The sequence below is a fragment of the Bacillus sp. ME78 genome (assembly GCF_903970865.1).
GTDB lineage: Bacteria > Bacillota > Bacilli > Bacillales > Bacillaceae_G > Bacillus_A > Bacillus_A cereus.
In genome coordinates, this window is sequence record NZ_CAJCKK010000002.1 from 124,405 (window position 1) to 147,118 (window position 22,714).

Below are 22,714 nucleotides of genomic sequence, written 5' to 3' on the forward strand. Positions count from 1 at the left end.
AGGCGGTTTTAACCTATTTTCATTAGGTTAAAACCGTCTTTTTGCTTTTACAGGGGGAAAAAACATGTTGACGTATGAAACGTGGGAAGAAAATGTTGTTTCGTTTTCGGAAGAAGATGAAACAAAAGGCGCGTTATCAGTATTAAATTGGGCTTATGAAGAGTATAAAGATGAAATCGTCTACGCATGTAGCTTTGGGGTGGAAGGTATGGTATTACTGCACCTTATAAACCAAGTAAATCCATCTGCTAAAGTTGTATTTTTGGATACAAATGTTCATTTTCAAGAAACATATGAATTAATTCAAAGAGTGAGGGAACGATTTCCTTCATTGAATATTATAGAAAAGCAGCCAGAACTTACACTTGATGAACAGGCGAAGTTGCATGGTGAAAAACTGTGGGAGAGCAATCCGAATCTTTGTTGTAAGATTAGAAAAATTTTACCTTTAGAAAAATCATTAGTCGTGGAAAAAGCATGGATATCGGGCTTAAGAAGGGAACAATCAGAAACACGTAAGCATACAAAGTTTATAAATCAAGATCATCGTTTTCAATCTATTAAAGTTTGTCCACTCATTCATTGGACGTGGAAAGAAGTTTGGCGATATGTATACAAACATAGCTTGCCGTATAACCCGTTGCATGATGTTGGCTATCCAAGTATTGGGTGTGAGAAATGTACTTTACCTGTAGGGGATGGTGGCGATTCAAGAGATGGTAGATGGGCTGGGAAAGTGAAAACCGAATGTGGTCTTCATTATCAATAAGATGAATCTTGAAATAAAGCTAAGAGGGGATATAGAAAATGAGCACAGTAAACGAATTAGTAAACCGTATAGATGAGACATATGATATATCACAAATTGAAAAAGAAATTAAATTAGACAACATTGCTTTAAGTGATTTAGAACTATTGGCGACAGGTGGATATAGCCCGCTTACTGGTTTTTTGGGGAAGGAAGATTATGATTCAGTCGTAGAAACGCTTCGTTTAGCAAATGGTAGTGTGTGGAGTATACCAATTACATTACCGGTAACAGAAGAAGTCGCAGAAAGCCTGAAGACCGGAGAGGAAGTAAAGCTTGTCAACAATGGAAATATATATGGTGCTATTCAAATAGAAGATATTTTCGTACCAGATAAAGAAAAAGAAGCGTTACTTGTATATAAAACAACGGATGAGGCTCATCCAGGAGTGAAAAAATTATATGAACGACCAAACGTTTACGTTGGAGGAACTATTATTCTAACAAAACGCTTTGAAAATAATCAATTTCCTTCTTATCATTTAGACCCAATTGAAACGAGAGAAGAATTTAAAAAACGTGGGTGGAAAACAGTAGTCGGATTTCAAACGAGAAACCCGGTACATCGTGCCCATGAGTATATTCAAAAATCTGCTCTTGAAATTGTAGATGGTCTCTTTTTAAATCCACTCGTTGGAGAAACGAAATCGGACGATATTCCTGCTGATGTAAGAATGGAAAGCTATGAAGTACTCCTTCAAAACTATTATCCGAAAAATCGTGTCTTTTTAAGTGTATTTCCTGCTGCAATGCGTTACGCAGGACCAAGGGAAGCGATATTTCATGCGTTAGTAAGAAAGAATTTTGGATGTACCCACTTTATTGTAGGACGTGATCATGCCGGAGTAGGAGATTATTACGGAACATACGAAGCGCAAGAAATCTTCACGAATTTTACGATAGAAGAGTTAGGCATTACACCACTATTCTTTGAACATAGTTTTTACTGCACGAAATGTGAAGCGATGGCTTCAACGAAAACATGCCCGCACGGAAAAGAAAATCATGTTATTTTATCAGGTACGAAAGTAAGAGAATTATTAAGAAACGGTGAGATTCCGCCAAGTACATTTAGTCGTAAAGAAGTAGTAGAAGTGCTAATTAAAGGTTTAAAAAAAGAAGTAGTAACAGAATAGGGAGAGAACGAGATGGATACGAATATTACTTGGCATACAGCTTCGGTTTCAAAAGATGAGAGAAGAGTGAAGAATGGACATCACAGTTTTGTAATTTGGTTTACTGGTTTATCAGCTTCGGGTAAATCTACAGTAGCGAATGCGGTCGCTCGTAAATTGTTTGAAAAGAATATTGGAAATTATGTGCTGGATGGGGATAACATTCGCCACGGTTTAAATAAAGACTTAGGATTTTCTGAAAGTGATCGCATGGAAAATATAAGACGTATTGGCGAAGTGGCAAAGTTATTTGTAGATCAAGGAACAGTTGTCCTTACAGCATTTATTTCACCATTTCGAGTAGACCGCAAACAAGTAAGAGATTTATTAGCGGCAGATGAATTTATTGAAATTTTTGTGAAGTGTCCGATTGAAGAGTGTGAGAAACGTGATCCGAAAGGGCTTTATAAAAAGGCAAGAAAAGGTGATATTAAGGATTTCACAGGTATTGATTCGCCTTATGAAGAGCCAGAGCAAGCAGAATTAATTGTAGAAACGCACAAATATTCTATTGAAGAATGTGCAGAACAAATCGTGCAGTACTTACAAGAGCGTAGTTTTATCCCGCTATTTGCCGGGAAGTAAAATTCCTACCTCAAAGTTCGGTTGGGGCAAGGAAGTTAGGTGGGGGTCGGGCTGCCCGTAAATACCCGATTGGTTAAGGCTAATAATCAGCGTGGGATGAACAAAACTCTACTGATTAAAGTTTCACTTTATATAGGGGGATTTAAAAATGAGTTATGAAAAAGTATGGGCTAACAATGAAAAACTAAATCAAACGGAGAAAAATAAATTAGAAAAAGATGGATTAGAAATTTTTAATGATATTCCTTACTATGCGGAAAATGGATTTGAATCTATTCCGAAAGAAGAGTGGGATGCCTTTAAATGGGCAGGATTGTATTTACAACGTCCAAAAGAAGCTGGTTATTTTATGATGCGGGTAAATATTCCGTCAGGGATTATTACAAATGCGCAGGCAGAAGTACTTGCTTCTATCGCTGAGGATTATGGACGTGATGTAATAGATATTACTACGAGACAGGCGATTCAGTTTCACTGGTTAGAAATTCAGCAAATTCCAGATATTTTTAAAAGATTAGCAAGAGTTGGATTATCTTCAGCGGGGGCTTGTGGTGATATAACGCGGAATATTACAGGTAATCCGCTTGCTGGAATTGATGCAAATGAACTATTTGATACGACACATATTGTGAAAGAGGTATATGACTATTTCCAACATAATGAAGAGTTTTCTAATTTGCCACGTAAATTTAAAATGTCTATTAGTTCTAATATTTATAACTCAGCAAACGCAGAGATTAACTGTGTTGCATTTACACCTGCTACGAAAGAAATAGATGGTGAGAAAAAAGTTGGTTTTCATATAAAAGTAGGCGGAGGATTATCAGCCCGTCCATATTTAGCTGATGAATTAGATGTGTTCGTTTTACCAGAAGAAGTGAAGGCAGTGGCAATTGCGATTGCTACTATATTCCGTGATTTTGGATATCGTGAGAAACGTCATTTAGCCCGTTTGAAATTTCTTGTTGCGGACTGGGGAGCAGAGAAATTTAAAGAGAAACTAATAGAGTATACAGGGCCTTTACAAAGTAAAGGGGAAAGTGCACTCAAAGGATGGAATGCAGGCTATTTTTATGGTGTTCAAGACCAAAAACAAGAGGGATTAAAATATGTAGGTTTTAATGTACCGGTAGGTCGTTTACATGCAGAAGAAATGTTTGAGATTGCAAGAATCGCAAAGCAATATGGAAATGGACAAATTCGTACATGTAATTCACAAAATTTCATTATTCCGAACGTTCCTCCGGAAAATGTAAAAGGATTACTTAGTGAACCGTTGTTTGAAGCGATATCTGCAAGCCCAAAATCATTTATTGGTCATGCGGTTTCATGTACCGGTATTGAATATTGTAATCTTGCACTAGTAGAAACGAAAGAAAGATTACGAAAAATTGCAGAATACTTAGATACACAAATTGCACTCGATGTTCCAGTTCGAATTCATATGGTAGGCTGCCCGAATTCATGTGGTCAACGTCAAATTGCTGACATTGGGTTACAAGGGGTGAAAATGAAAACGAAGGAAAAGGGAATTGTTGAAGCATTTGAGATATATGTAGGTGGAACGTTGTTAGATGGCGGTGCCTACAATCAAAAGTTAAAAGGAAAAATAGATGGCGAGGATTTACCTGATGTACTCGCATCATTTATAAGTTATTTCAAAGAGAATAAATTACCAGCCGAAACATTTTATGATTTTGTAGGTCGTGTTGGTGTAGACACATTACAAATAGCGTTAAATAACGTGTTAGAAGAAGTCATAGCGTCTTAGGGGGGACAATATGGATTTATATCGATTTGAAGCTGTATTAGTGAGTGATATTGTTCCGATTGTTGTTGTTGCTCAAAGTGAAGAACAGGCATTTAAGCTTGCGGAGATTGAGCTTGAAAAACATTTTTTACCGTTGCCAGAGGTAAAAGAGATTTCTTTGTTTGAAAAAAAGAAGATTCGAAAAGGTGCAGCATTTGTTATTCATGAGTAGAGATTAGTAATACGAAAAAATAAAAACTTCCATTCTTATATACGAATGGAAGTTTCATTTTAATAGTAGAAATGAGGAGAGATGATGGGGAAGGTTTATATTGTTGGAGCGGGTCCTGGCGATCCAGATTTAATTACTGTTAAAGGGTTGAAATGTATTGAGAAGGCAGATGTTATTTTATACGATCGCCTTGTGAATAAAGAGCTGCTTTCACACGCAAAGCCTGACGCGGATTTAATTTATTGCGGGAAGCTCCCGAATTATCACACGATGAAGCAAGAAACAATTAATACATTTCTTATTAAGTATGCGAAAAAAGGGAAAGTTGTAACGAGGCTTAAGGGCGGCGATCCATTTGTATTTGGTAGAGGGGGAGAAGAAGCGGAAGTATTAGCAAAGCAAGGTGTACCATTTGAAATCGTCCCAGGTATTTCGTCTGGAATAGCTGCACCTGCTTATGCTGGTATTCCAGTGACGCACCGTGATGCAAGTGCAAGTTTTGCTATTGTGACTGGGCATAGGAAAGAAGGTGCTGAAGAAGAAGTGAAATGGGAAAGTTTAGCGAAAGGTGTAGAGACTTTAGCGATATATATGGGGGTTAGTAATTTGCCCTACATATGTGAGCAACTTATGGAGCATGGAAAAGATAAAAGTACGCCAGCTGCTATTATTGAGCAGGGGACGACGTCTATGCAACGTACAGTTGTTGGGACATTAGGAACAATTGTAGATGTTGCGAAAAAAGAGCAAATTCAAAATCCGAGCATGATTGTAATTGGAGAAGTTGTCCGTTTTAGAGAAAAAATCCATTGGTTTGAGAAGCAAACGGAAAATGCTTATCAAGTAAGTGGAGTGTTGTAAAATGAAAGCCGTCTTATATATATGTCATGGAAGTCGTTTGAAGACAGCGAAAGAAGAGGCGATTCAATTTATTACATCGTGTATGAGTCGTATAGAAGCGAATATTCAAGAAGTTTGTTTTTTAGAGTTAGCGAATCCTTCTATTGAAGATGGTTTTCGTACATGTGTGAAGCGTGGGGCCACGGAGATTATTGCCATCCCTGTTTTTTTATTAGCGGCAGGTCATGTGAAGAAAGATATTCCATTTGAATTGGTAAAGCTCAAGAATCAATATCCGAATGTTAAAGTGACTTATGGTAATCCGTTTGGTGTATCAGAAACACTGATCAAATCAGTATATAACGGAAGTGGTATTGAAAAGGAAGGGAAGGCTGAAGTGACCCTTCTGCTCGTTGCAAGAGGAAGTAGTGATCCTGAAGTATTACAAGATATAAAATGGATCGCCTCTTTATTTCAAGCTGAGGAGAAAATTAAAAAAGTTGAGGTTTGTTATTTAGCGGCTGCGGAGCCAAAATTTGAGAGGAAATTGAAGGAAGTTGTAGAACAGGAAGTGGAGAACATCGTTGTGCTACCTTATTTGTTATTTACAGGTTTACTTATGAAACATATTGAGAAAGAAGTGCGCCAATATGCATTGGAAGAGATAAAAATCAGTCCATATTTAGGGAAGAATGAAGCGTTACAAGATATGTTAATTCAGAAAACGACGGAGTTATTGAAAGGAGATCAGTATGTATCCACTTACAGTGCGAGTTAATGAGAAACGCGTTGTTGTTATTGGTGGGGGAAAAGTTGCAGGATTTAAAATTATTCCTTTACTCAAACAAGGTGCGGATATAGTTGTGATCAGTCCAGAATTAGATGCGAATTTAGTAAAACTTGTGGAAGAAAAGAAAATTCGTTGGTATCAAAGAGAATATGAAAAAAGTGATATTAAAAATGCTTTTTTAGTTGTTGCAGCGAGTAGTGATTCAATATTAAATGAACAAGTTGCTGAAGATGCCGCAGAGAATCAATTAGTAAATGTTATTACAAATCCGGAAAGTGGTAATGTTCACTTTCCAGCAGCGATTCATCGTGGTTTGCTTAATATAGCAGTTTCTACTGGGGGAGCGAGCCCAAAGCTCGCAAAAAAAATTCGAGATGAGATTGCAAATAAATATGATGAGACATATGAATTGTATTTAGATTTTTTATATGAAGTAAGGGTGAAGTTAAAAGATTTACAGTTAGAAAAGAGAGAACGAAATATATTACTCCAAGAAGTGTTGAAATCAGTATATGTGCAAAACGAGAGAGAAAGAGAAAGTTTTTTGCGAGAATTAGAGGGAAAGGTTTTAAAATAATAAAAGATAAAGTGCGCTTTACAAATATAAAAATATAATTTATAATCACAAGTAACTTCAATAGATGAAATCGATGAGCAAGAAGAGTACGTATATTTGATGCGTTCAGAGAGCTGGGGTTAGGTGGGAGCCCGGTACGATAAATTATACAGAATGGGCTTGCGAGAGGTATGTTGAACATTGTAGTAGGCAACCCGGGTTCCGCCGTTAAAAGGATAGAGTATCGGAATTATTCCTGTACTTGAACAAGTGGGATTTATCAATCCAATTGAGGTGGTACCACGGTATTTACATTACATATATCGTCCTCTACATGCATATTTGCGTGTAGGGGACTTTTTTATTTTCTAAAGGAGGTGTGCGAGTATGAAATGAAAGTGTATAATTAACAAAAGTTTAAATATTCAGAAAAGGAGAATTTATGATGAAAGAAACACAGCAATGGACGTCGAAAATAGGCTTTGTACTCGCAGCAGCCGGAGCCGCAGTAGGTCTTGGTGCGATATGGAAATTTCCATATGTTGCAGGTAATGGCGGGGGAGGCGCATTCTTCCTTGTATTTTTACTGCTAACTTTATTTATAGGTATGCCTCTTCTAATAGCGGAGTTTGTTATTGGACGTAGCACGCAAAAAGAGGCGGTTACAGCTTATAAAGTACTAGTGCCAAATAGCAAATTATATCCTTGGATTGGTCGTATGGGAGTTGTTACTTGTTTTAGTGTACTATCTTTTTATAGTGTTGTAGGTGGATGGATTTTACTTTATTTATATTATAGTGTGACAGGAAGTTTCTGGAATGGAGTAGCTGATTATGGACAATTGTTCGGTGAAACGATTTCAAATCCGTTAAGTGCGATTGGAGCGCAATTTATCTTTATGCTTTGTACGATTTTTGTTGTAAGTAAAGGTGTAGAGAAAGGTATAGAAAAGGCAAGTAAGTACATGATGCCGCTATTATTTATTTTATTTATTGCGATTATTGTTCGTGCGTTAACACTCGATGGTGCTTTTGCTGGAGTAGAGTTCTTCTTAAAACCAGATTTTTCAAAGCTTACAGCAGATACAATTTTATATGCGATGGGACAATCTTTCTTCTCGCTAACTGTAGGTGCCTCGGTAATGGTAACGTATAGTTCGTATTTAAAGAAAGAGGAACATTTAGCGAAATCGGCAACATCTATTGTAAGTTTAACTGTTTTTGTTACAGTACTTGCAGGATTAGCAATTTTCCCAGCGATTTTCGCATTAGGAGTTAAACCGACTGAAGGACCGGGATTACTGTTTATCGTCCTTCCAGCAGTATTTGCAAAAATACCATTTGGTCAATTTTTCTTTATTATGTTTTTAATTTTATTCTTCTTTGCGACTTTAACATCAGCAATTTCAATGCTTGAAATTGTAGTAGCATCTGTTGCGAAAGGTAATGAGAAGAAGCGTCCGTCAGCATCATTATTAATTGGTATTCTTATTTTTGCAGTCGGTATTCCATCAGCGTTATCATTTGGGATTATGAGTGACGTGAAAATATTTGGGAAAACATTCTTTGATTTAGTCGACTTTTCGGTAAGTAACGTATTGCTGCCGTTAGGAGTACTAGCTATTTCATTATTTGTACCAAATAAAATGAGTAAAGAGTTGTTGATGAAAGAATTAGAAGTGACGGAAACGAAGGGGAAAACGTTATTTAACATTTGGTTCTTCTTACTTCGTTATGTCATTCCGGTAACTGTAATAATTGTATTTTTAAATGTGATAGGTGTATTTAAAATGTTTGCATAAAAAAAGGCGGGGATCTCCCGTCTTTTTTTATGTTGTTGAATGTAATAGACGATTATACGCTTTATAGGCTGTGGTGACTGCGAGGAATGAACCGATTAAAAATAAAACTGATCCGCCAAATGTAAATATCCGGCCGATAAATGTCGCTCTAGCTTCTTCTATTTTTTGTTGTAATTGCGTATTCATATTGATCACCTCGTAAACTATAGGCATTTAGTTATAGTCTATGTAGAATGCCTATATTGTGTGAAGTGTAAATAAAAAACCTCGGTAGGTACCGAGGTTTTTTATAATCCGATATAAGGAGATGGGTCGACTGCGTTTGTCTTGCCGACATTCCATTCTCCAAGATGAAGTTCGAAGTGTAAATGTTGTCCGTATGATTGGCCAGTGTTCCCCATAAATCCAAGCTGATCGCCTTGTTTTACAGTTTGTCCATTCGATACAGAACGGCTATTCATATGAGCATATACTGTCGTATATGTTTTTCCGTTTATACGGTGAGATAAATACACTACGTTTCCGTAACTAGATGATAATTCTGAGCGAATAACAACGCCATCTGCAGCAGCGATAATTGGAACCGTTCCCGAAGCGGCGATGTCAATTCCTTTATGGTTATCTAAAGAACGTACACCAAATCCGGAAGTTTTTGATCCAGCTGCTGGTTTGATAAAGCCACCGATGTTTGTATCATGTGGTGTTGGAGCTGCTTGAGTTGCTTGAGCAGATTTAGTAGCTTGTTGTTTGCGAGCCTCTTCTGCTTGGCGAGCTTCTTCCGCTTTACGAGCTTCTTCGGCCCGTTTTTCTTCTTCAATTGCTTTTTGCACAGCTTGACGTTGATTTTCTAAAATGCCTTTGGATTCTTCTAATCCTTCAATCTCTGAATCTACTTTTGCTACTTTCGTATGTAGATCGTTAATAAGAGTCTGTTGCTGCTGTTGGTTATTTTGTAATTCTTGTTGTTTTTGTTCTAGTTTTTGCTCAGATTCTTTCAGTTGTTGTTCTTTTTTCTCAACAGCTTCTTTTTCTGTAGTTACAGCATTTTGATCAGATGTTTGTTTTTTTACAATATCTGTATCGTTGTTTAATATTAAACTTACGGAGTACATATTATCAACAAGATCAGCAATGTTTGTAGAGTTTGTTAATACTTCTGTAATGATATTTGTACGCGGTTTTTCTTGCATAGATTGTAATCGTTGTTTAATAACTTCCTGACGTGTATCTATGTTTGTTTGTAATTGTTCTATATGTTTCTTTTTGTCAGTAATTACTTGTTGTGTTTTGCTAATTTCTTTTTTTGTATCGTTTAATTCAGCCTCGTTTTTATTAATAGAAGTAGTTAATTCATCGATTTTCTTCTGTAATTCTTGAATTTCTTTTTCTATTTGTTCTTTCTCGACTGATTTATTTTGTAAGTCACTTTGTTTGCCTTCTAATTCAGATTGAATGTTAGATAATTTATCTTGATTTGTTTCAGCGTATACGGGTGAAAGTAACGGGGAAGCAAAAATCGTTCCTGCTGCTAAAACACTAAACGCTGCAAATTTCTTTTTCATAGTTGTCTGACTCCTTTCCCTATGAATGTTATATATCATAAGAAGAAGAGTGTCTATCGTTGTAATCATAATGTAAAGAAAACTTTATAAAATTGCTAAGTTTTGTCGGAATTTATCATTTTTCAACTTTAATTGTCATAGTACTTACATTTTATTTATGGCTGTAATAAAGGTATATTTTGGGATTTATCTGTAAAATACAGGAGGAAAGTAATAGTTTTTATGGGGTGAAATAGTACTTAGAAAGCTAATAAAACACTAGTGAGGAATCGTTCTCATGTGAGGTTTTCTAACATGGGTTTATTTTTTGTCAAGAAAATTATTTGCATTCGGGCAAAGTTATTTTGTTGTCAGATTTTAAATTTTGATTTATGATTTTTAACAGGGACAAAATGTAGTGAATTGTCGAATAATATGTAATACTCTTAATTTCTTAGTTTTATAGAGATAGAATGAGAGATAGAGTGACACATCGAAGAGGGGGTTACAACAAATATGAAAAGAATAGGACTTGCATGGCAAATATTAATAGGGCTTGCGCTTGGTATTGCGGTTGGGGCGATTTTCTTTGATAATCCAGCTGTTGTGAAGTACTTACAACCAATTGGTGATATTTTCATCCGATTAATTAAAATGATCGTTGTACCGATTGTTGTAGCAAGTATTGTTGTTGGGGTTGCTGGTGTTGGCGATGTTAAAAAACTAGGTCGACTAGGCGGAAAAACAATTCTTTACTTTGAAATTATTACAACAATTGCAATTATTGTTGGTCTATTAATAGCGAATATTTTCCAACCAGGAAAAGGCGTAAATATGGAGCAGTTAACAAAGACAGATATTTCGAAATATACACATACGACAGAGCAAGTACAAAGTCATTCATTTGCAGATACGTTTGTAAATATTGTTCCAACGAACATTATGAAGTCATTGGCTGACGGAGATATGCTTGCTATTATCTTCTTCTCTGTACTATTTGGTTTAGGTGTAGCAGCAATTGGTGAAAGAGGAAGACCAGTTCTTCAATTTTTCCAAGGTGTAGCTGACGCAATGTTTTATGTAACAAACCAAGTTATGAAATTTGCACCATTTGGTGTGTTTGCACTAATTGGTGTTACAGTTTCTACATTTGGTCTTGCTTCATTAATTCCATTAGGGAAATTGCTAATTGTCGTATATGGGGCAATGATCTTCTTCGTTGTAGTTGTCTTAGGACTTACAGCGAAAATATTTGGAATTAACATTTTCCAATTCTTTAAGATTTTAAAAGACGAGCTGATCTTAGCGTATTCTACAGCAAGCTCAGAAACAGTTTTACCAAAAATCATGGAGAAAATGGAGAAATTCGGTTGTCCGAAAGCAATTACATCTTTCGTTATTCCGACAGGTTATTCATTTAACTTAGATGGATCAACTTTATATCAAGCAATTGCGGCTATTTTCTTGGCGCAAATGTACGGTATTGATTTATCTATTACACAACAAATTACATTATTACTTGTATTAATGGTTACATCAAAAGGTATCGCAGGTGTACCGGGCGTATCATTCGTTGTATTATTAGCGACACTTGGTACAGTAGGTATTCCACCTGAAGGTTTAGCGTTCATTGCTGGTATTGACCGTATTTTAGATATGGCTCGTACAGCAGTTAACGTTGTAGGAAACTCTTTAGCAGCTGTAGTTATGTCTAAGTGGGAAGGTCAATATGACGCTGAAAAAGGACAAGCTTATTTAAAAGAGATTTCTGAAAAGGGTCAAGCTGCTTAATTATAATATGAACAAGCTCTCACATAATATGTGGGAGCTTTTCTGTATATAGAAGAGGAGTATACATAATGAAACGTAAATATGGTGACGGTTCTTCGTGGAAAAGACTAATAGAAAAGAGTTATAGGCTTAAGCAAGTGGAAGAGGGAATGCTCGGAATACTGGATATAAAAAAGGTGAGAGAGCCTAGTTGTAAAGAATATGATGGTAAAGAAATTTGTATTGCAAGTGATGGGTATACGTGGGTTCAATATTTCATTAATGGAAAGAACTTTGCGATTACAGTTATGTTAGATGATAGGCACAATTTAGTGCAATATTATATTGATGTGACGAAAGAATATGAAATAGACGATCGTGGTTTACCGTATTTTGATGATTTATATTTAGATGTAGTATTATTACCTAGCGGTAAGGTGTATGTATTAGATGAAGAGGAGCTAGAGGATGCTTATAAAAGTGGCGATGTCACGAAGGAAGAGTATGAGTTAGCTTGGTACACTACGAAATGGATATTAGCAGCAATAAAAAATAGTGAATTTTATTGGATTTCAATATTGGAAGAAGAAATCGAAAAGTTAAAATGATTATTGTATTCAAATTTTTGTATAATTACCAAAAAAATCTATACAAAAAATAATTGACTTTTGTTTTGTAAGCGAGTAAAGTTAGGGAAGAAATTATTATTAAAAAATAAATATGAAACCTTCTTATAAAGAGAGGCGGAGGGACTGGCCCTACGATGCCTCGGCAGCGGACTCGATTTCAGAGTGCTGTGCCAAATCCAGCAAGCATGTGCTTGAAAGATGAGAAGAGCGTTTCTTATAGATGTATAAGACCTCTTCTCATCGGAAGAGGTCTTTTGTTATTCATTAGAAAAAGGTTGAAACTAGGGAGAGATGGTACTTTGAAAGAAACGAGAGGAAATGGTTTAGCTTTATTACCACTTGGGATATTTTTGGCGCTATTTATTGGTTCTGGAATTATTACAGGTGATTTCTATAAATTGCCGATACTTGTAGCAATTTCAATTGCTGTAGGAGTCGCTTTAGTGATGAATCGTAAAGAAAGTTTTAATGTGAAAGTAGAGCGGTTCGCTAAAGGTGCAGGAAATCCGGATATTATGATTATGGTATTAATTTTTGTGCTTGCAGGTGCATTTTCTGAAACTGCTAAAGGAATGGGTGGAGTAGACTCAACTGTTAATTTAGCGTTAACTATTTTACCGCCAGGATTTATCGTAGCTGGAATCTTTGTTATTGGTGCATTTATTTCATTAGCAATGGGAACTTCAATGGGAACAATTGCAGCATTAGCGCCGATTGCTGTAGGTATTAGTGGTCAAACTGATATCTCAATTGCGCTTGCAATGGCTACTGTTGTTGGGGGAGCGATGTTTGGTGATAATTTATCATTTATTTCAGATACAACAATCGCAGCTGTTCGTTCACAAGGAACAGAAATGAAAGATAAGTTTAAAACGAATTTTTTAATTGTGTTACCAGCGGCTATTATTACAATTGTACTATTAGTAATAGTTACTTCAGGAAGTGACACGCAAATTAAAGCACATAGCTTTGATTGGATAAAGATTTTACCGTACGCAGGAGTACTTATTACAGCGCTACTTGGCTGGAATGTACTTATTGTATTAACTGGTGGAACTGTATTATCTGGTGTTATCGGTCTTATAGATGGAAGTTACACGTTAGAAAGTTTCTTTAAAAGTGTAACGACTGGAATGGGCGGTATGATGGAGTTAGTATTACTTGCTATATTAATTGGCGGTATGGTTGAATTAATCCAATATAATGGTGGTATTCAATATTTAATGAATGTATTAACACGTAATATTCGTTCGAAAAAAGGTGCAGAATTTGGTATTGCTGGTTTAGTAAGTATGACGAATATGTGTACAGCGAATAATACGATTTCGATTATCTTTACAGGCCCGCTTGCAAAAAATATTGCAGATCAATATGAAATAGACCCTCGTAAATCAGCGAGTGTATTAGATCTTTTCTCATGTTGTGTACAAGGATTAATTCCGTACGGTGCCCAAATGTTAACGGCAGCAGGATTTGCAGCGTTATCTCCGGTTGAATTGTTGCCATATGCATTTTATCCAATCTTAGTTGGAGTATGTGGGATTGTTTCTATTTTAATTGGATTTCCAAGATTTTCGAAAGTAGCTGAGAAAAAAGAGTATCATAAAACAGCTTAATTTAATATGAATGTTAGTAATTAAAAAAAACGTGCAGAGAATAAACTCTGCACGTTTTTTTGCGTAAAGGGCTGAATATGACTCGGTCTTAAGTCTGAGTTAAAAACGGTTCTTAAGCTCGTTATGGAAAGATGAAAAAATAGTTAAGATAAGAGTATCAAATCGAAGGGAGGCAAGCACAAGATGAAACAATTTCTAGCGTTTATCGCAGCCGGTATTTTGGCTTTAATTGCTCTTGGTAGTCTTGCTGGTATTGTAGGATTCGCAATCGGAGCAGGAGTTGTATATTGGAGCTATAAATCATTTGTGCGAGCTAAGTCATTTTTTGGAAAGTTAGCTTGGGGTATTGTTGGTTTAATCGGTTTATCCATTGCGCTTTCTCATTCACCAGCATTAATCGGTATCGCTGCTTTAGTGGTTTTATACTACGGATACCGTGAGTGGAAAAAAGAAAAAGATGTAGTTGTTGAATCTGCTCCAGAAAGTTCTAAACCATATAGCAACTTTGAAGATGAGTGGAACAAATTAATGAAAAACTAAAACAATAAATCAAATTATAAATAAAGTAGAAGAGAGGAAGATTTATAATGAAACAATCTTTATTCGGACGTGTACGCGATGCAATTTTAGCTGATTTTCATAACGTGTTAGATGAGAAGGAAAGAAAAAATCCAATTGCGATGTTAAACCAATATTTACGTGATAGTGAGCGTGAAATAACAAAAATTGAGAAGTTAATTGAACGTCATAAAACATTAAAATCTAACTTTGCTCGTGAGCTTGAGCAAGCACGTTATTTCGTTAACAAAAGATCAAAGCAAGCTATCATTGCTCAAGAAGCAGGCGAATTACAATTGCACGAACGTGCGTTAGAAGAGGTAGCTTATTATGAAGGGCAAGTAACTCGATTAGAAGAAATGTATGCAGGTGTTGTAGAGCAAATTGATGAGTTAGAGCGTCGTCTTTCTGAAATGAAAAATAAATTAAAAGAAATGCACGCAAAGCGTATGGAACTAATGGCACGTGAAAATATGGCACATGCAAATCGTCGTATGAATACAGCGATGCATAAAATGGATGAAAATAATCCGTTCTTACGATTTGAAGAAATTGAAGATCACATTCGTGACTTAGAAACTCGTATGAATGAAGAACATGAGCGTGACACATTTGATATGAAAATTGCAAAACTTGAGCGTGAAATGAAAGAAAAGAATGATGTATCGTTAACGAAAGAGTTAACAAAATAATAGTAGTATATTATAAAACAGGCTTATGATATAGTGATAGGAGAAAAGGTGTTGGAAAGCAATGCCTTTTCTTCTATGTATATGTGACAAGAAGGGGGGAGCTGAAATGAAGAAACATTTTTCAAAGACACAATTAATGGGGATGCTCCTCATCATATTTGGATTCGGTCTTTTTCTTGATATGATACTTGGACATTTTGAACCAGGTGGTCTCATTTTTGCATTTATTATGCTTATGTTTGGAAGGCATTATCGTAAAAAGAATCGTTATGTACGGGGAAATGTATTTTTATTTGTTGGTGGTATCGTATTTTTATTCTTCTTATTTTCATCAGCAGCATTTGTTCTTGTCGTATTTGCTTGTTTAGCTTTAATTGGTTATCAATTGATTCAACAAGGGCATCAGCAAAAAGCAATGAAGGTTGAAATTAAAGAAAAAGGGATTATAGACGAAGAGAAGCAAATATATCGTACAGAACCATATTTGAAAAATATGTTTGTAGGCAATGTACGAATGATGGATCATATTTATGAACTTGAGGATATTAATGTTCAATACGGTGCTTGTGATGTGGAAATAGATTTAACTACTGCTATGATTCCAGAAGGGGAAACGGTAATTGTTATTCGGGGTGTCGTTGGTAATATTCGTTTATATGTGCCATATGATATTGAACTTTCTTTAAATCATTCTGTTATTGTCGGACGTGTGCTCTTGCCAGGTCATGAAGAGACAGGGTTTAACCGCAATGTTACATTTAGAACAGAGCAGTATAAAGAGGCTCCTCGTCGTATTAAAATTATTTCTTCGCTTGTCGTAGGCGACACGGAAGTGAGGAAAGTATAATGAAGAAACAAAAAAATATTTCGTGGATGTATATTCGTTATTCTATGTTGTCCTCAGTTAGTATCGCACTCATTTGTACAATTGTATATGTATGGAAAAGCGAGCAACAAGTGTATGATTTATTATGGAAGGAATCCATCGCTTCTGTTCCAATTGGCTTGTTTATTATGACTACAAGTTTACTTATCGGGGGAATTGTAGGATATGCAATCGGTTACTATATAGAGCAGCGTATACAAGGATTAAATACGTTTCTATTTGAAGTAGAGCGAGGGAATTTTCCGAGCGATGTTTCGTTTACTGCAGATGATGAATTTCATGAAGTGGAACGAAAAGTAATCGTTTTGGCTCGTCGATTAGAGGAGCAAGCTGGACTCTTTCAAAAAGTAACGAATGAACGAGCTCATTGGAATGAAGAGATGAGACAAGAAGCGATTTCTCAAGAAAGGCATCGTTTAGCAAGGGAGTTGCATGATTCAGTAAGTCAGCAGCTTTTCGCAATGTCGATGATGATGTCAGCGATTAATGAACAAATAACTGAATTTCCAGATGTGACAAAAAAACAATTACAACTTGTTGAAAATATGGTTGTAAATGCTCAATCAGAAATGAGAGCATTGCTCCTTCATTTACGTCCTGTACAATTGGAAGGTAAGAAACTGACAGAAGGTATAGAGGAATTATTAACGGAATTATCGCGAAAACAACATATGAAAATTGAATGGCTTATTGAGCCAATAGAATTAAAAAAAGGTGTAGAAGATCATTTATTCCGTATTGTGCAAGAAGCGCTATCAAATACGTTGCGACACGCAAAGGCAAAGAAAACAGAAGTGCGCCTTCGAAAAATTGATCAATATGCGATTTTAAAAATTATTGATGACGGCGTTGGGTTTGAAGTAGGCGTTAATAAGGCAGGTTCATATGGCCTAAGATCGATGCAAGAGCGTGTTCATGAAATTGGTGGGACACTCAAGGTGCTTAGTTTCCCGGCCAAAGGTACACAAATAGAAGTAAAAGTACCGATTATGATTGAGAGAGGGGGAGAAGTATGATAAAAGTATTGCTTGTCGATGATCATGAAATGGTTCGTATGGGTGTATCGGCATATTTATCTACACAGCCAGATATTGAAGTAGTAGGGGAAGCTGAGAATGGACGAAAAGGATCAGAATTAGCATTGCAATTAAGACCGGATATTATTTTAATGGACCTTGTTATGGATGAGATGGATGGTGTCGAAGCAACACGTGCTATTATTCAAGAATGGCCAGAAGCAAAAATTGTAGTTGTAACAAGCTTTTTAGATGACGAAAAATTGTACCCTGTTATTGAGGCTGGTGCGACCAGTTACTTATTAAAAACATCAAGAGCAAGTGATATTGCTGATGCTGTACGAGCTACTTATGATGGAGAAACAGTATTAGAGCCGAAAGTTACCGGGAAAATGATGTCCCGTATGCGTCAAAAGAAAGAGCAACCTTTGCATGATGACTTAACGGAAAGAGAGTTTGAGATTTTGTTATTAATTGCAGAGGGAAAAAGTAATCAAGAGATTGCGGACGAGTTATTTATTGCACTGAAAACGGTAAAGACACATGTGAGTAACATATTAAATAAATTGAATGTAAGTGATCGTACTCAGGCAGTTATTTATGCATTTAGGCATCAATTAACGAAGTGATAAAGTGAAGCTTTAATTGGCGGGGAATTCCTCGCTGATTATTGGCTCGCTACAATATAGATTTGGCGTTAAAACCATCGAATGTTTTTATTGACGATAAATAATGTAAGCGTTATCATTAAGGTGTTAACAGTACATATAAAGGGGAGAATGTATATGTTAGTTCAAACTATATTCGGAATGGATAAGTCTAAAAAATTAGGGGAGTATGTGAACGCATTACAAGCACTTTGTGAACAATATAATGTTGAAACAGATAAAATTGCGATTATTGAGGCAACAGAGGAATACTATTTATTTTTAGTAAAGCAAGAAGAGCGCTATGATGTTGTCAAGGTAGAAACAGTTGATACAAATATTGAATATTATACGAAAGCTTATAAAATAAGCAGTTTTAATCATACTGCTTATCAAATGTAAAAAAACTCCCTTTTGGGAGTTTTTTTAGGAGGCTTTTACTTCGTTAGATTCGATTAGTAATGGAACTTTTTTCGTACCGCTTAACTTAGCGATTGTAAGGCCAAGAAGAGCTCCTGCTAATGCTGGTATTAGCCAACCGATTCCTTCATTATATAAAGGGATAAATTCAAAATATGGTGTGATGAATGAAACTGAAATACCACCTTGTTTTAATCCATCAAATACGCTCACTACAGCTGCTCCGATTAAAGCACCTACATAAACAGAGCGATATCCACCGAAGTATTTATGAAGTAATGATAGTAGTACGAGTACAATCGCAATTGGATACACAACAAGTAGAATTGGAACAGAGATTGCGATAATTTTTGTTAAACCTAAGTTGGCAACTAATAATCCTAATGCGCAAATGATACTCGCGAATGTTTTGTATGAAAATGTAGTCAATAATGTTGAAAAATATTGGCTGCACGCAGATACGAGTCCAACGCATGTCGTTAAACAAGCGAGTGTAACGATAAGAGATAATAGGAGCAAACCGTACGGACCGAATAATTGTTGTACGATAACAGTAAGTAGCTGTCCGCCATTTTTTGCATATCCGAGAGAGACACTAGTTGCCCCAAGCCAGCCTAGTGCACCATATACAAGTACGAGTCCTGTAGCGGCAATAAGCCCTGCTTTTGCTGTGGCGATGGCAATGGACTTACGATCGTTCACACCTTTAGAGCGAATTGCATTTACAACGATAATTCCAAATGCAAGTGCTGAAATAGTGTCCATTGTTAAGTACCCTTCCATAAAGCCTTTGAAGATTGGAGAAGTTTGATACTCTTGCATAGCTGGTCCTGATTGCCCAAGTGGTGTAAAGACACTTTTAACAAACAATAAGAAAATTGAGAGTAATAAAATAGGTGTTAATATATTTCCAATACGATCGACAAGTTTAGATGGATTTAAACTCAGCCAAAATACGATAGTAAAGAATATGATTGTATATACAAATAGCACTAGGCTGCTAGAGCGGATTGTTTCTGGTAAGAAAGAACTAACACCCATTTCATAAGCAACATTTGCAACACGTGGGATGCCCATGGATGGACCGATGGCAATGTATACAACTACTGTAAAGAAAATTCCGAATAATGGATGGACATGACTTGCAAGTTGCTGCATCCCATTTCCTGATAGAGAAATTGCGATAACAGTTAGTAGTGGTAAGCCAACTCCTGTTAGTAAAAATCCAATCATTGCTGGCCAAAAATTTTCACCTGCGTTTTGTCCAAGCATGGGAGGGAAAATTAAATTACCTGCCCCAAAAAATAAAGAAAATAGCATAAGACCCGTGAAAAAAATATGTTTTTTTGATACAGTGTTCATTGTTTTTCCTCCTTTTTTAAATTCATTTGTAAGAACACAAAAAACTCGTCCCTAAAGAAAGGGACGAGTTATATTTACCCGCGATACCACCCTAATTTACACATGTAGAAATAAATCTATATGTATACGGCTTTGCAACGTACAACATGATACGTGTTCCTTGTAACGGGGGACGGCCGGTAAGAACTTACTGTAACATTCGGTTCTACTTCTCGGAGATGATTTTCGGTTATGCACTGAACGTTGGCTTTCAGCAAATCGCCAACTCTCTGGGGAACAGTTCTATAACGTACTCGTTCTCGTCAATGAATTTTTATTCAAGTATTCTGACAGTATTGTTGCATGTTTTTTTTAGAAAGTCAATATGTTTTTTGAAAGATATATTTATATACGGAAATATCGAAAGTAATATTCGTTGTTGCAAAAGGAATAATGAATTGTAAAATGGGAGTAAAAATTTGTGGAGAATTGTAAAATTTATAGAGAAAGTTGATATTTATAGGAGTAAAGAAGGGATTATTTGAATTTACAGAGAATATTACAACAATCCACTTGCTGGAAAGAACAAACCAAAAGAGGTGACTGAAATGCTTGCGATGGGAGTATTATTTGGCATTATTGCTATAATTGGTTTTATGTGGTTATATTATTCGCGTTCGTTTAAACAAGCAGAAGTTTTACTCTTTCAAAAAGGTAGTTTGTTGACAAATCAGTCTAGATATTTAGTATGTCCGAAGTGTGGAAGTGCACAGGCCAGAAGTGGAGGATATCAAGAGTGTTGCAAAATTAGATTATGAAAGAAAGGAAGCCTCACATTATTTTGTGAGGCTTCCTTCCTTACAACTTCATGGCGCTCCAAATTGTCCATCGATCTCTTTCAATAATAGGAGAGACGTTTTGTAATGCGGTCTGTATATGTTGTAGAAGTTGAGAAAGTTCATCATCTGTTAACTCATATAGAATGGATCGACCTGTTCGAGGAGATAAATCTTGTAGCAATGCTTCTACAGAATCATGTATTTTTCGTACTTCCCATTGTGTTTGTGTGGGAAGCACGTGAAGAGAATGTTTTTGTAATTCTTTCTGTATCGTGTTGGTTTTTGGACGTCTTTTTGACTCTATTTCAATGAGTTTTGGAAATATAGAGAAAAAATATCCACGAATGTGTTCGGGACTTCCTGGAACTGTACAATCTTCAATCGTTCGATCTTGTAAAATAAGTACACCGTTTTTATTTAATATACGAGAAGCTTCACATAAAAATGTAGGAATGTCTTGTAAATGATGAATAACTGCACGAGAAATAACTATGTCGAATGTTTCATTAGGGTATGGGATATTATGTGCATCACCGTGGATGAAAGAAATATTTGGAAAGTTGCTGCAATTTTCTTTTGCAGCTTGTAATATTTCTTTTGAAAAATCAAGTCCCACAACATTTTTGGCTCCCATAAGAGCAAGTTCTTTCGTATAAATCCCGCCACCGCAGCCAATATCAATTATTTGCTTGTTTTGTATGTCTGTAATGTTTTTTACCATTTCAGCCCAAGAAATATGAGCGTTTCTTGTTGCGTATGTGTATTTATTATTTGGATCATGAAAATTAATGGACATGATAAAGACCTCCTTTCAATGATTAGTATAACTTATTTAATAGGATGTCACGTTTTTGTTTTATGTATGAAGATTATAAGAATTTCTTATCGTAAAAGGAGGATTAATTTGAAAGGGAAATATGTATTGTTGTTATTTGTTATGTTACTAGCAGCTTGTGGTCAAGCTGAGCAAAAAAAAGAAACAAAAAAAGTAGAAGAGACGGTGAATGAAGTGAAAGAAACAATAGAGGTAACCGTTATACAAAAAAAACATAAAGAGAAAAAGTTGCAGGAATCAGAAGCGAAGTTAGTAATAGACATTTTGGATAAAGCTGAGAAACAAGAAATAACCGGAAGCTTCGGTGAACCTGAATATGAAATACAAATTAGTAGAGATGGGAAAAAAGAAACTTATTATGCATGGTTAAGGGGAGAAGATAGACGAGGATGGGTGCAATATAAGAAAGCTATGTATATGTTGAATGAAAAAGATACGGAAAAGCTTTTGGCTATATTTCCAAATGTTTCAGAACAAAAAGAAGATGAGATGCAGGTAGGTCCTTTAACGGAAGTAACAAAAAAAGATTTGCAGATTACTACGTTTCATATTAAAGCGGGCGATCAAAACGTGAATTATATGGTACGGTATACGATTTCACAATCACTATACGACAAGTTAGTGAAGGAACGAGAGTATTATTTGCAACTCACTTTCCCAGAAAAAGTTCAAAAATTAATTGGAGCAAAAGAGAGTGAAATGATTTTAGGTGAAAAAGTAAAGGAAGGGTATAAGCAATATGAATTGCATGCTACTGTTCCGATAAAAGGTGCTTCAGAATCACAATTAAAATCATTAGAAACATATTACGAAAAGTATGATTTGAAAATATTAAACAGTGAAAAAGAAAAAATAGGCGTGTTTCAAAATATAATTCAAATCGTTAAAGAGTATGGTGAAAAAATGAATTTTCAAAGATAAAGTGAGACTTTAATCGGCAGAGGATGCTCATTTTTCATTGATTAATAGTCTTTGCCAATTCGGCATTGATTCCCGCTTAACTTCTTTGTTCCAACTGAATTTTGAGATAAGATCCTTATTGGCTGTAACTGAATTGAAATTCTATGTAGCCTTTCCTAGGAAATGATAATAGAGAGGGGAGAAGAACACCCTCTCTATTATTTTGCTTTTGCAGATGGCTCATTCATTGATTTTCGTGTAATAAGAAATGAAATCATAAGAGCGGAAAGAATGATAAGAGTGATAAGTAAGTGATTTGGCAACCAATCTAATAATAATACATAGCTCACTGTATAAAAAATAAGAGTTGAAGCTAAAAATGATAAAACACTTATTATGAGAGATTGTAAATTCATTCGTATATACCTCCTTTATTTATATTTTTGGCTAAAAATGGATTAAATAAACATTATTTCTAACAATAGAA

At 35.7% G+C, this 22,714-nt stretch carries 25 protein-coding genes, 1 riboswitch and 2 other annotated features; of the genes, 20 read left to right on the plus strand and 5 right to left on the minus strand.

Going from position 1 to position 22,714, the window contains the following annotated elements; all coding sequences use genetic code 11:
- The first annotated feature begins 64 nt into the window (after positions 1 to 64).
- From H6481_RS04295 to H6481_RS04335, 9 genes are all read left to right on the plus strand, one after another.
- Positions 65 to 769 (plus strand): phosphoadenylyl-sulfate reductase, encoded by a 705-nt coding sequence (locus H6481_RS04295; RefSeq protein ID WP_000959018.1) that lies wholly within the window; start codon positions 65 to 67, stop codon positions 767 to 769.
- Positions 770 to 807: 38 nt separating this feature from the next.
- Positions 808 to 1,944: a sulfate adenylyltransferase gene (gene sat, locus H6481_RS04300; protein WP_000108780.1), complete on the plus strand. Its 1,137-nt coding sequence runs from the start codon at positions 808 to 810 to the stop codon at positions 1,942 to 1,944.
- A 12-nt stretch (positions 1,945 to 1,956) separates the two neighbouring features.
- On the plus strand, positions 1,957 to 2,568 hold the full coding sequence (gene cysC / locus H6481_RS04305) for an adenylyl-sulfate kinase (protein WP_000380507.1): 612 nt from the start codon (positions 1,957 to 1,959) through the stop codon (positions 2,566 to 2,568).
- Between the two features lie 148 nt (positions 2,569 to 2,716).
- A complete protein-coding gene (locus H6481_RS04310) occupies positions 2,717 to 4,339 on the plus strand; it encodes a ferredoxin--nitrite reductase (RefSeq protein WP_000119611.1) in 1,623 nt (540 codons plus the stop codon).
- A 10-nt stretch (positions 4,340 to 4,349) separates the two neighbouring features.
- Positions 4,350 to 4,550: a DUF3906 family protein gene (locus tag H6481_RS04315; RefSeq protein ID WP_000366918.1), complete on the plus strand. Its 201-nt coding sequence runs from the start codon at positions 4,350 to 4,352 to the stop codon at positions 4,548 to 4,550.
- 84 nt (positions 4,551 to 4,634) lie between these two features.
- Entirely contained in the window at positions 4,635 to 5,411 is a 777-nt protein-coding gene (cobA, locus tag H6481_RS04320; protein WP_153591918.1) for a uroporphyrinogen-III C-methyltransferase, read from the plus strand.
- A gap of 1 nt (position 5,412) precedes the next feature.
- Complete coding sequence (locus H6481_RS04325) at positions 5,413 to 6,168, plus strand: sirohydrochlorin chelatase (RefSeq protein ID WP_182811084.1); 756 nt, start codon at positions 5,413 to 5,415, stop codon at positions 6,166 to 6,168.
- Positions 6,143 to 6,757 carry an NAD(P)-binding protein gene (locus H6481_RS04330; RefSeq protein WP_182811086.1) on the plus strand — a complete coding sequence of 205 codons (615 nt, stop codon included), beginning with the start codon at positions 6,143 to 6,145 and terminating at the stop codon, positions 6,755 to 6,757. The genes H6481_RS04325 and H6481_RS04330 overlap by 26 nt, the downstream gene beginning before the upstream one ends.
- 64 nt (positions 6,758 to 6,821) lie before the next feature.
- Positions 6,822 to 7,070, plus strand: a binding site (T-box leader).
- A 111-nt stretch (positions 7,071 to 7,181) separates the two neighbouring features.
- On the plus strand, positions 7,182 to 8,537 hold the full coding sequence (locus H6481_RS04335; protein ID WP_053564908.1) for a sodium-dependent transporter: 1,356 nt from the start codon (positions 7,182 to 7,184) through the stop codon (positions 8,535 to 8,537).
- A gap of 27 nt (positions 8,538 to 8,564) precedes the next feature.
- Here the strand turns inward: H6481_RS04335 and H6481_RS04340 are convergent, their stop codons facing one another.
- Both H6481_RS04340 and H6481_RS04345 read right to left on the minus strand, forming a co-directional pair.
- Complete coding sequence (locus H6481_RS04340) at positions 8,565 to 8,723, minus strand: hypothetical protein (RefSeq protein WP_001095997.1); 159 nt, start codon at positions 8,721 to 8,723, stop codon at positions 8,565 to 8,567.
- Between the two features lie 101 nt (positions 8,724 to 8,824).
- On the minus strand, positions 8,825 to 10,099 hold the full coding sequence (locus H6481_RS04345; protein ID WP_000726083.1) for a M23 family metallopeptidase: 1,275 nt from the start codon (positions 10,097 to 10,099) through the stop codon (positions 8,825 to 8,827).
- A gap of 495 nt (positions 10,100 to 10,594) precedes the next feature.
- Here H6481_RS04345 and gltP point away from each other — a divergent pair, with 495 nt between their 5' ends.
- The 9 genes from gltP (at position 10,595) to H6481_RS04390 (ending at position 18,294) form a co-directional block, all read left to right on the plus strand.
- Positions 10,595 to 11,869: a glutamate/aspartate:proton symporter GltP gene (gltP, locus tag H6481_RS04350; protein WP_000821130.1), complete on the plus strand. Its 1,275-nt coding sequence runs from the start codon at positions 10,595 to 10,597 to the stop codon at positions 11,867 to 11,869.
- 68 nt (positions 11,870 to 11,937) lie between these two features.
- A complete protein-coding gene (locus tag H6481_RS04355) occupies positions 11,938 to 12,456 on the plus strand; it encodes a DUF402 domain-containing protein (RefSeq protein WP_063546925.1) in 519 nt (172 codons plus the stop codon).
- Positions 12,457 to 12,576: 120 nt separating this feature from the next.
- A riboswitch (SAM riboswitch) is annotated at positions 12,577 to 12,682 on the plus strand.
- A 94-nt stretch (positions 12,683 to 12,776) separates the two neighbouring features.
- Complete coding sequence (locus H6481_RS04360) at positions 12,777 to 14,093, plus strand: Na+/H+ antiporter NhaC family protein (RefSeq protein ID WP_000665496.1); 1,317 nt, start codon at positions 12,777 to 12,779, stop codon at positions 14,091 to 14,093.
- A gap of 183 nt (positions 14,094 to 14,276) precedes the next feature.
- Positions 14,277 to 14,633, plus strand: a complete 357-nt coding sequence (locus H6481_RS04365; protein WP_000808640.1) for a hypothetical protein — start codon at positions 14,277 to 14,279, stop codon at positions 14,631 to 14,633.
- Positions 14,634 to 14,680: 47 nt separating this feature from the next.
- On the plus strand, positions 14,681 to 15,343 hold the full coding sequence (locus H6481_RS04370; protein ID WP_000814127.1) for a PspA/IM30 family protein: 663 nt from the start codon (positions 14,681 to 14,683) through the stop codon (positions 15,341 to 15,343).
- Between the two features lie 106 nt (positions 15,344 to 15,449).
- Positions 15,450 to 16,190 (plus strand): cell wall-active antibiotics response protein LiaF, encoded by a 741-nt coding sequence (liaF, locus tag H6481_RS04375; protein ID WP_000716094.1) that lies wholly within the window; start codon positions 15,450 to 15,452, stop codon positions 16,188 to 16,190.
- Positions 16,190 to 17,245: a sensor histidine kinase gene (locus H6481_RS04380; RefSeq protein ID WP_000744326.1), complete on the plus strand. Its 1,056-nt coding sequence runs from the start codon at positions 16,190 to 16,192 to the stop codon at positions 17,243 to 17,245. Before liaF ends, H6481_RS04380 begins: the two co-directional genes overlap by 1 nt.
- Positions 17,242 to 17,874 (plus strand): response regulator transcription factor, encoded by a 633-nt coding sequence (locus tag H6481_RS04385; protein ID WP_000598707.1) that lies wholly within the window; start codon positions 17,242 to 17,244, stop codon positions 17,872 to 17,874. Before H6481_RS04380 ends, H6481_RS04385 begins: the two co-directional genes overlap by 4 nt.
- Positions 17,875 to 17,955: 81 nt before the next feature.
- Positions 17,956 to 18,294, plus strand: coding sequence for a DUF3922 domain-containing protein (locus H6481_RS04390; protein WP_072939635.1), 339 nt, complete (start codon positions 17,956 to 17,958; stop codon positions 18,292 to 18,294).
- Between the two features lie 24 nt (positions 18,295 to 18,318).
- Here the strand turns inward: H6481_RS04390 and brnQ are convergent, their stop codons facing one another.
- Positions 18,319 to 19,674: a branched-chain amino acid transport system II carrier protein gene (gene brnQ, locus H6481_RS04395; protein ID WP_001099168.1), complete on the minus strand. Its 1,356-nt coding sequence runs from the start codon at positions 19,672 to 19,674 to the stop codon at positions 18,319 to 18,321.
- Between the two features lie 56 nt (positions 19,675 to 19,730).
- Positions 19,731 to 19,989: a binding site (T-box leader), on the minus strand.
- A 272-nt stretch (positions 19,990 to 20,261) separates the two neighbouring features.
- On the opposite strand from brnQ, the gene H6481_RS04400 reads away from it, so the two are divergent.
- The gene (locus tag H6481_RS04400; protein WP_000880630.1) at positions 20,262 to 20,471 is read left to right on the plus strand and encodes a hypothetical protein; all 210 of its coding nucleotides are present in this window, start codon (positions 20,262 to 20,264) and stop codon (positions 20,469 to 20,471) included.
- Positions 20,472 to 20,511: 40 nt separating this feature from the next.
- Here H6481_RS04400 and H6481_RS04405 read toward each other — a convergent pair whose 3' ends face one another.
- On the minus strand, positions 20,512 to 21,288 hold the full coding sequence (locus tag H6481_RS04405) for a class I SAM-dependent methyltransferase (protein WP_043924637.1): 777 nt from the start codon (positions 21,286 to 21,288) through the stop codon (positions 20,512 to 20,514).
- Positions 21,289 to 21,396: 108 nt separating this feature from the next.
- On the opposite strand from H6481_RS04405, the gene H6481_RS04410 reads away from it, so the two are divergent.
- Positions 21,397 to 22,248, plus strand: a complete 852-nt coding sequence (locus H6481_RS04410) for a hypothetical protein (protein ID WP_182811088.1) — start codon at positions 21,397 to 21,399, stop codon at positions 22,246 to 22,248.
- A gap of 197 nt (positions 22,249 to 22,445) precedes the next feature.
- Here the strand turns inward: H6481_RS04410 and H6481_RS04415 are convergent, their stop codons facing one another.
- The gene (locus H6481_RS04415; RefSeq protein WP_001053359.1) at positions 22,446 to 22,643 is read right to left on the minus strand and encodes a hypothetical protein; all 198 of its coding nucleotides are present in this window, start codon (positions 22,641 to 22,643) and stop codon (positions 22,446 to 22,448) included.
- Positions 22,644 to 22,714 lie beyond the last annotated feature (71 nt).

Excerpts from the sequence above, each read along its gene's own strand:
- H6481_RS04295 (WP_000959018.1), top strand. The coding sequence starts at position 65 with ATGTTGACGTATGAAACGTGGGAAGAAAATGTTGTTTCGTTTTCGGAA.
- sat (WP_000108780.1), top strand. The coding sequence starts at position 808 with ATGAGCACAGTAAACGAATTAGTAAACCGTATAGATGAGACATATGAT.
- cysC (WP_000380507.1), top strand. The coding sequence starts at position 1,957 with ATGGATACGAATATTACTTGGCATACAGCTTCGGTTTCAAAAGATGAG.
- H6481_RS04310 (WP_000119611.1), top strand. The coding sequence starts at position 2,717 with ATGAGTTATGAAAAAGTATGGGCTAACAATGAAAAACTAAATCAAACG.
- H6481_RS04315 (WP_000366918.1), top strand. The coding sequence starts at position 4,350 with ATGGATTTATATCGATTTGAAGCTGTATTAGTGAGTGATATTGTTCCG.
- cobA (WP_153591918.1), top strand. The coding sequence starts at position 4,635 with ATGGGGAAGGTTTATATTGTTGGAGCGGGTCCTGGCGATCCAGATTTA.
- H6481_RS04325 (WP_182811084.1), top strand. The coding sequence starts at position 5,413 with ATGAAAGCCGTCTTATATATATGTCATGGAAGTCGTTTGAAGACAGCG.
- H6481_RS04330 (WP_182811086.1), top strand. The coding sequence starts at position 6,143 with ATGTATCCACTTACAGTGCGAGTTAATGAGAAACGCGTTGTTGTTATT.
- H6481_RS04335 (WP_053564908.1), top strand. The coding sequence starts at position 7,182 with ATGAAAGAAACACAGCAATGGACGTCGAAAATAGGCTTTGTACTCGCA.
- H6481_RS04340 (WP_001095997.1), bottom strand. The coding sequence starts at position 8,723 with ATGAATACGCAATTACAACAAAAAATAGAAGAAGCTAGAGCGACATTT.
- H6481_RS04345 (WP_000726083.1), bottom strand. The coding sequence starts at position 10,099 with ATGAAAAAGAAATTTGCAGCGTTTAGTGTTTTAGCAGCAGGAACGATT.
- gltP (WP_000821130.1), top strand. The coding sequence starts at position 10,595 with ATGAAAAGAATAGGACTTGCATGGCAAATATTAATAGGGCTTGCGCTT.
- H6481_RS04355 (WP_063546925.1), top strand. The coding sequence starts at position 11,938 with ATGAAACGTAAATATGGTGACGGTTCTTCGTGGAAAAGACTAATAGAA.
- H6481_RS04365 (WP_000808640.1), top strand. The coding sequence starts at position 14,277 with ATGAAACAATTTCTAGCGTTTATCGCAGCCGGTATTTTGGCTTTAATT.
- H6481_RS04370 (WP_000814127.1), top strand. The coding sequence starts at position 14,681 with ATGAAACAATCTTTATTCGGACGTGTACGCGATGCAATTTTAGCTGAT.
- liaF (WP_000716094.1), top strand. The coding sequence starts at position 15,450 with ATGAAGAAACATTTTTCAAAGACACAATTAATGGGGATGCTCCTCATC.
- H6481_RS04380 (WP_000744326.1), top strand. The coding sequence starts at position 16,190 with ATGAAGAAACAAAAAAATATTTCGTGGATGTATATTCGTTATTCTATG.
- H6481_RS04385 (WP_000598707.1), top strand. The coding sequence starts at position 17,242 with ATGATAAAAGTATTGCTTGTCGATGATCATGAAATGGTTCGTATGGGT.
- H6481_RS04390 (WP_072939635.1), top strand. The coding sequence starts at position 17,956 with ATGTTTTTATTGACGATAAATAATGTAAGCGTTATCATTAAGGTGTTA.
- brnQ (WP_001099168.1), bottom strand. The coding sequence starts at position 19,674 with ATGAACACTGTATCAAAAAAACATATTTTTTTCACGGGTCTTATGCTA.
- H6481_RS04400 (WP_000880630.1), top strand. The coding sequence starts at position 20,262 with ATGCTTGCGATGGGAGTATTATTTGGCATTATTGCTATAATTGGTTTT.
- H6481_RS04405 (WP_043924637.1), bottom strand. The coding sequence starts at position 21,288 with ATGTCCATTAATTTTCATGATCCAAATAATAAATACACATACGCAACA.
- H6481_RS04415 (WP_001053359.1), bottom strand. The coding sequence starts at position 22,643 with ATGAATTTACAATCTCTCATAATAAGTGTTTTATCATTTTTAGCTTCA.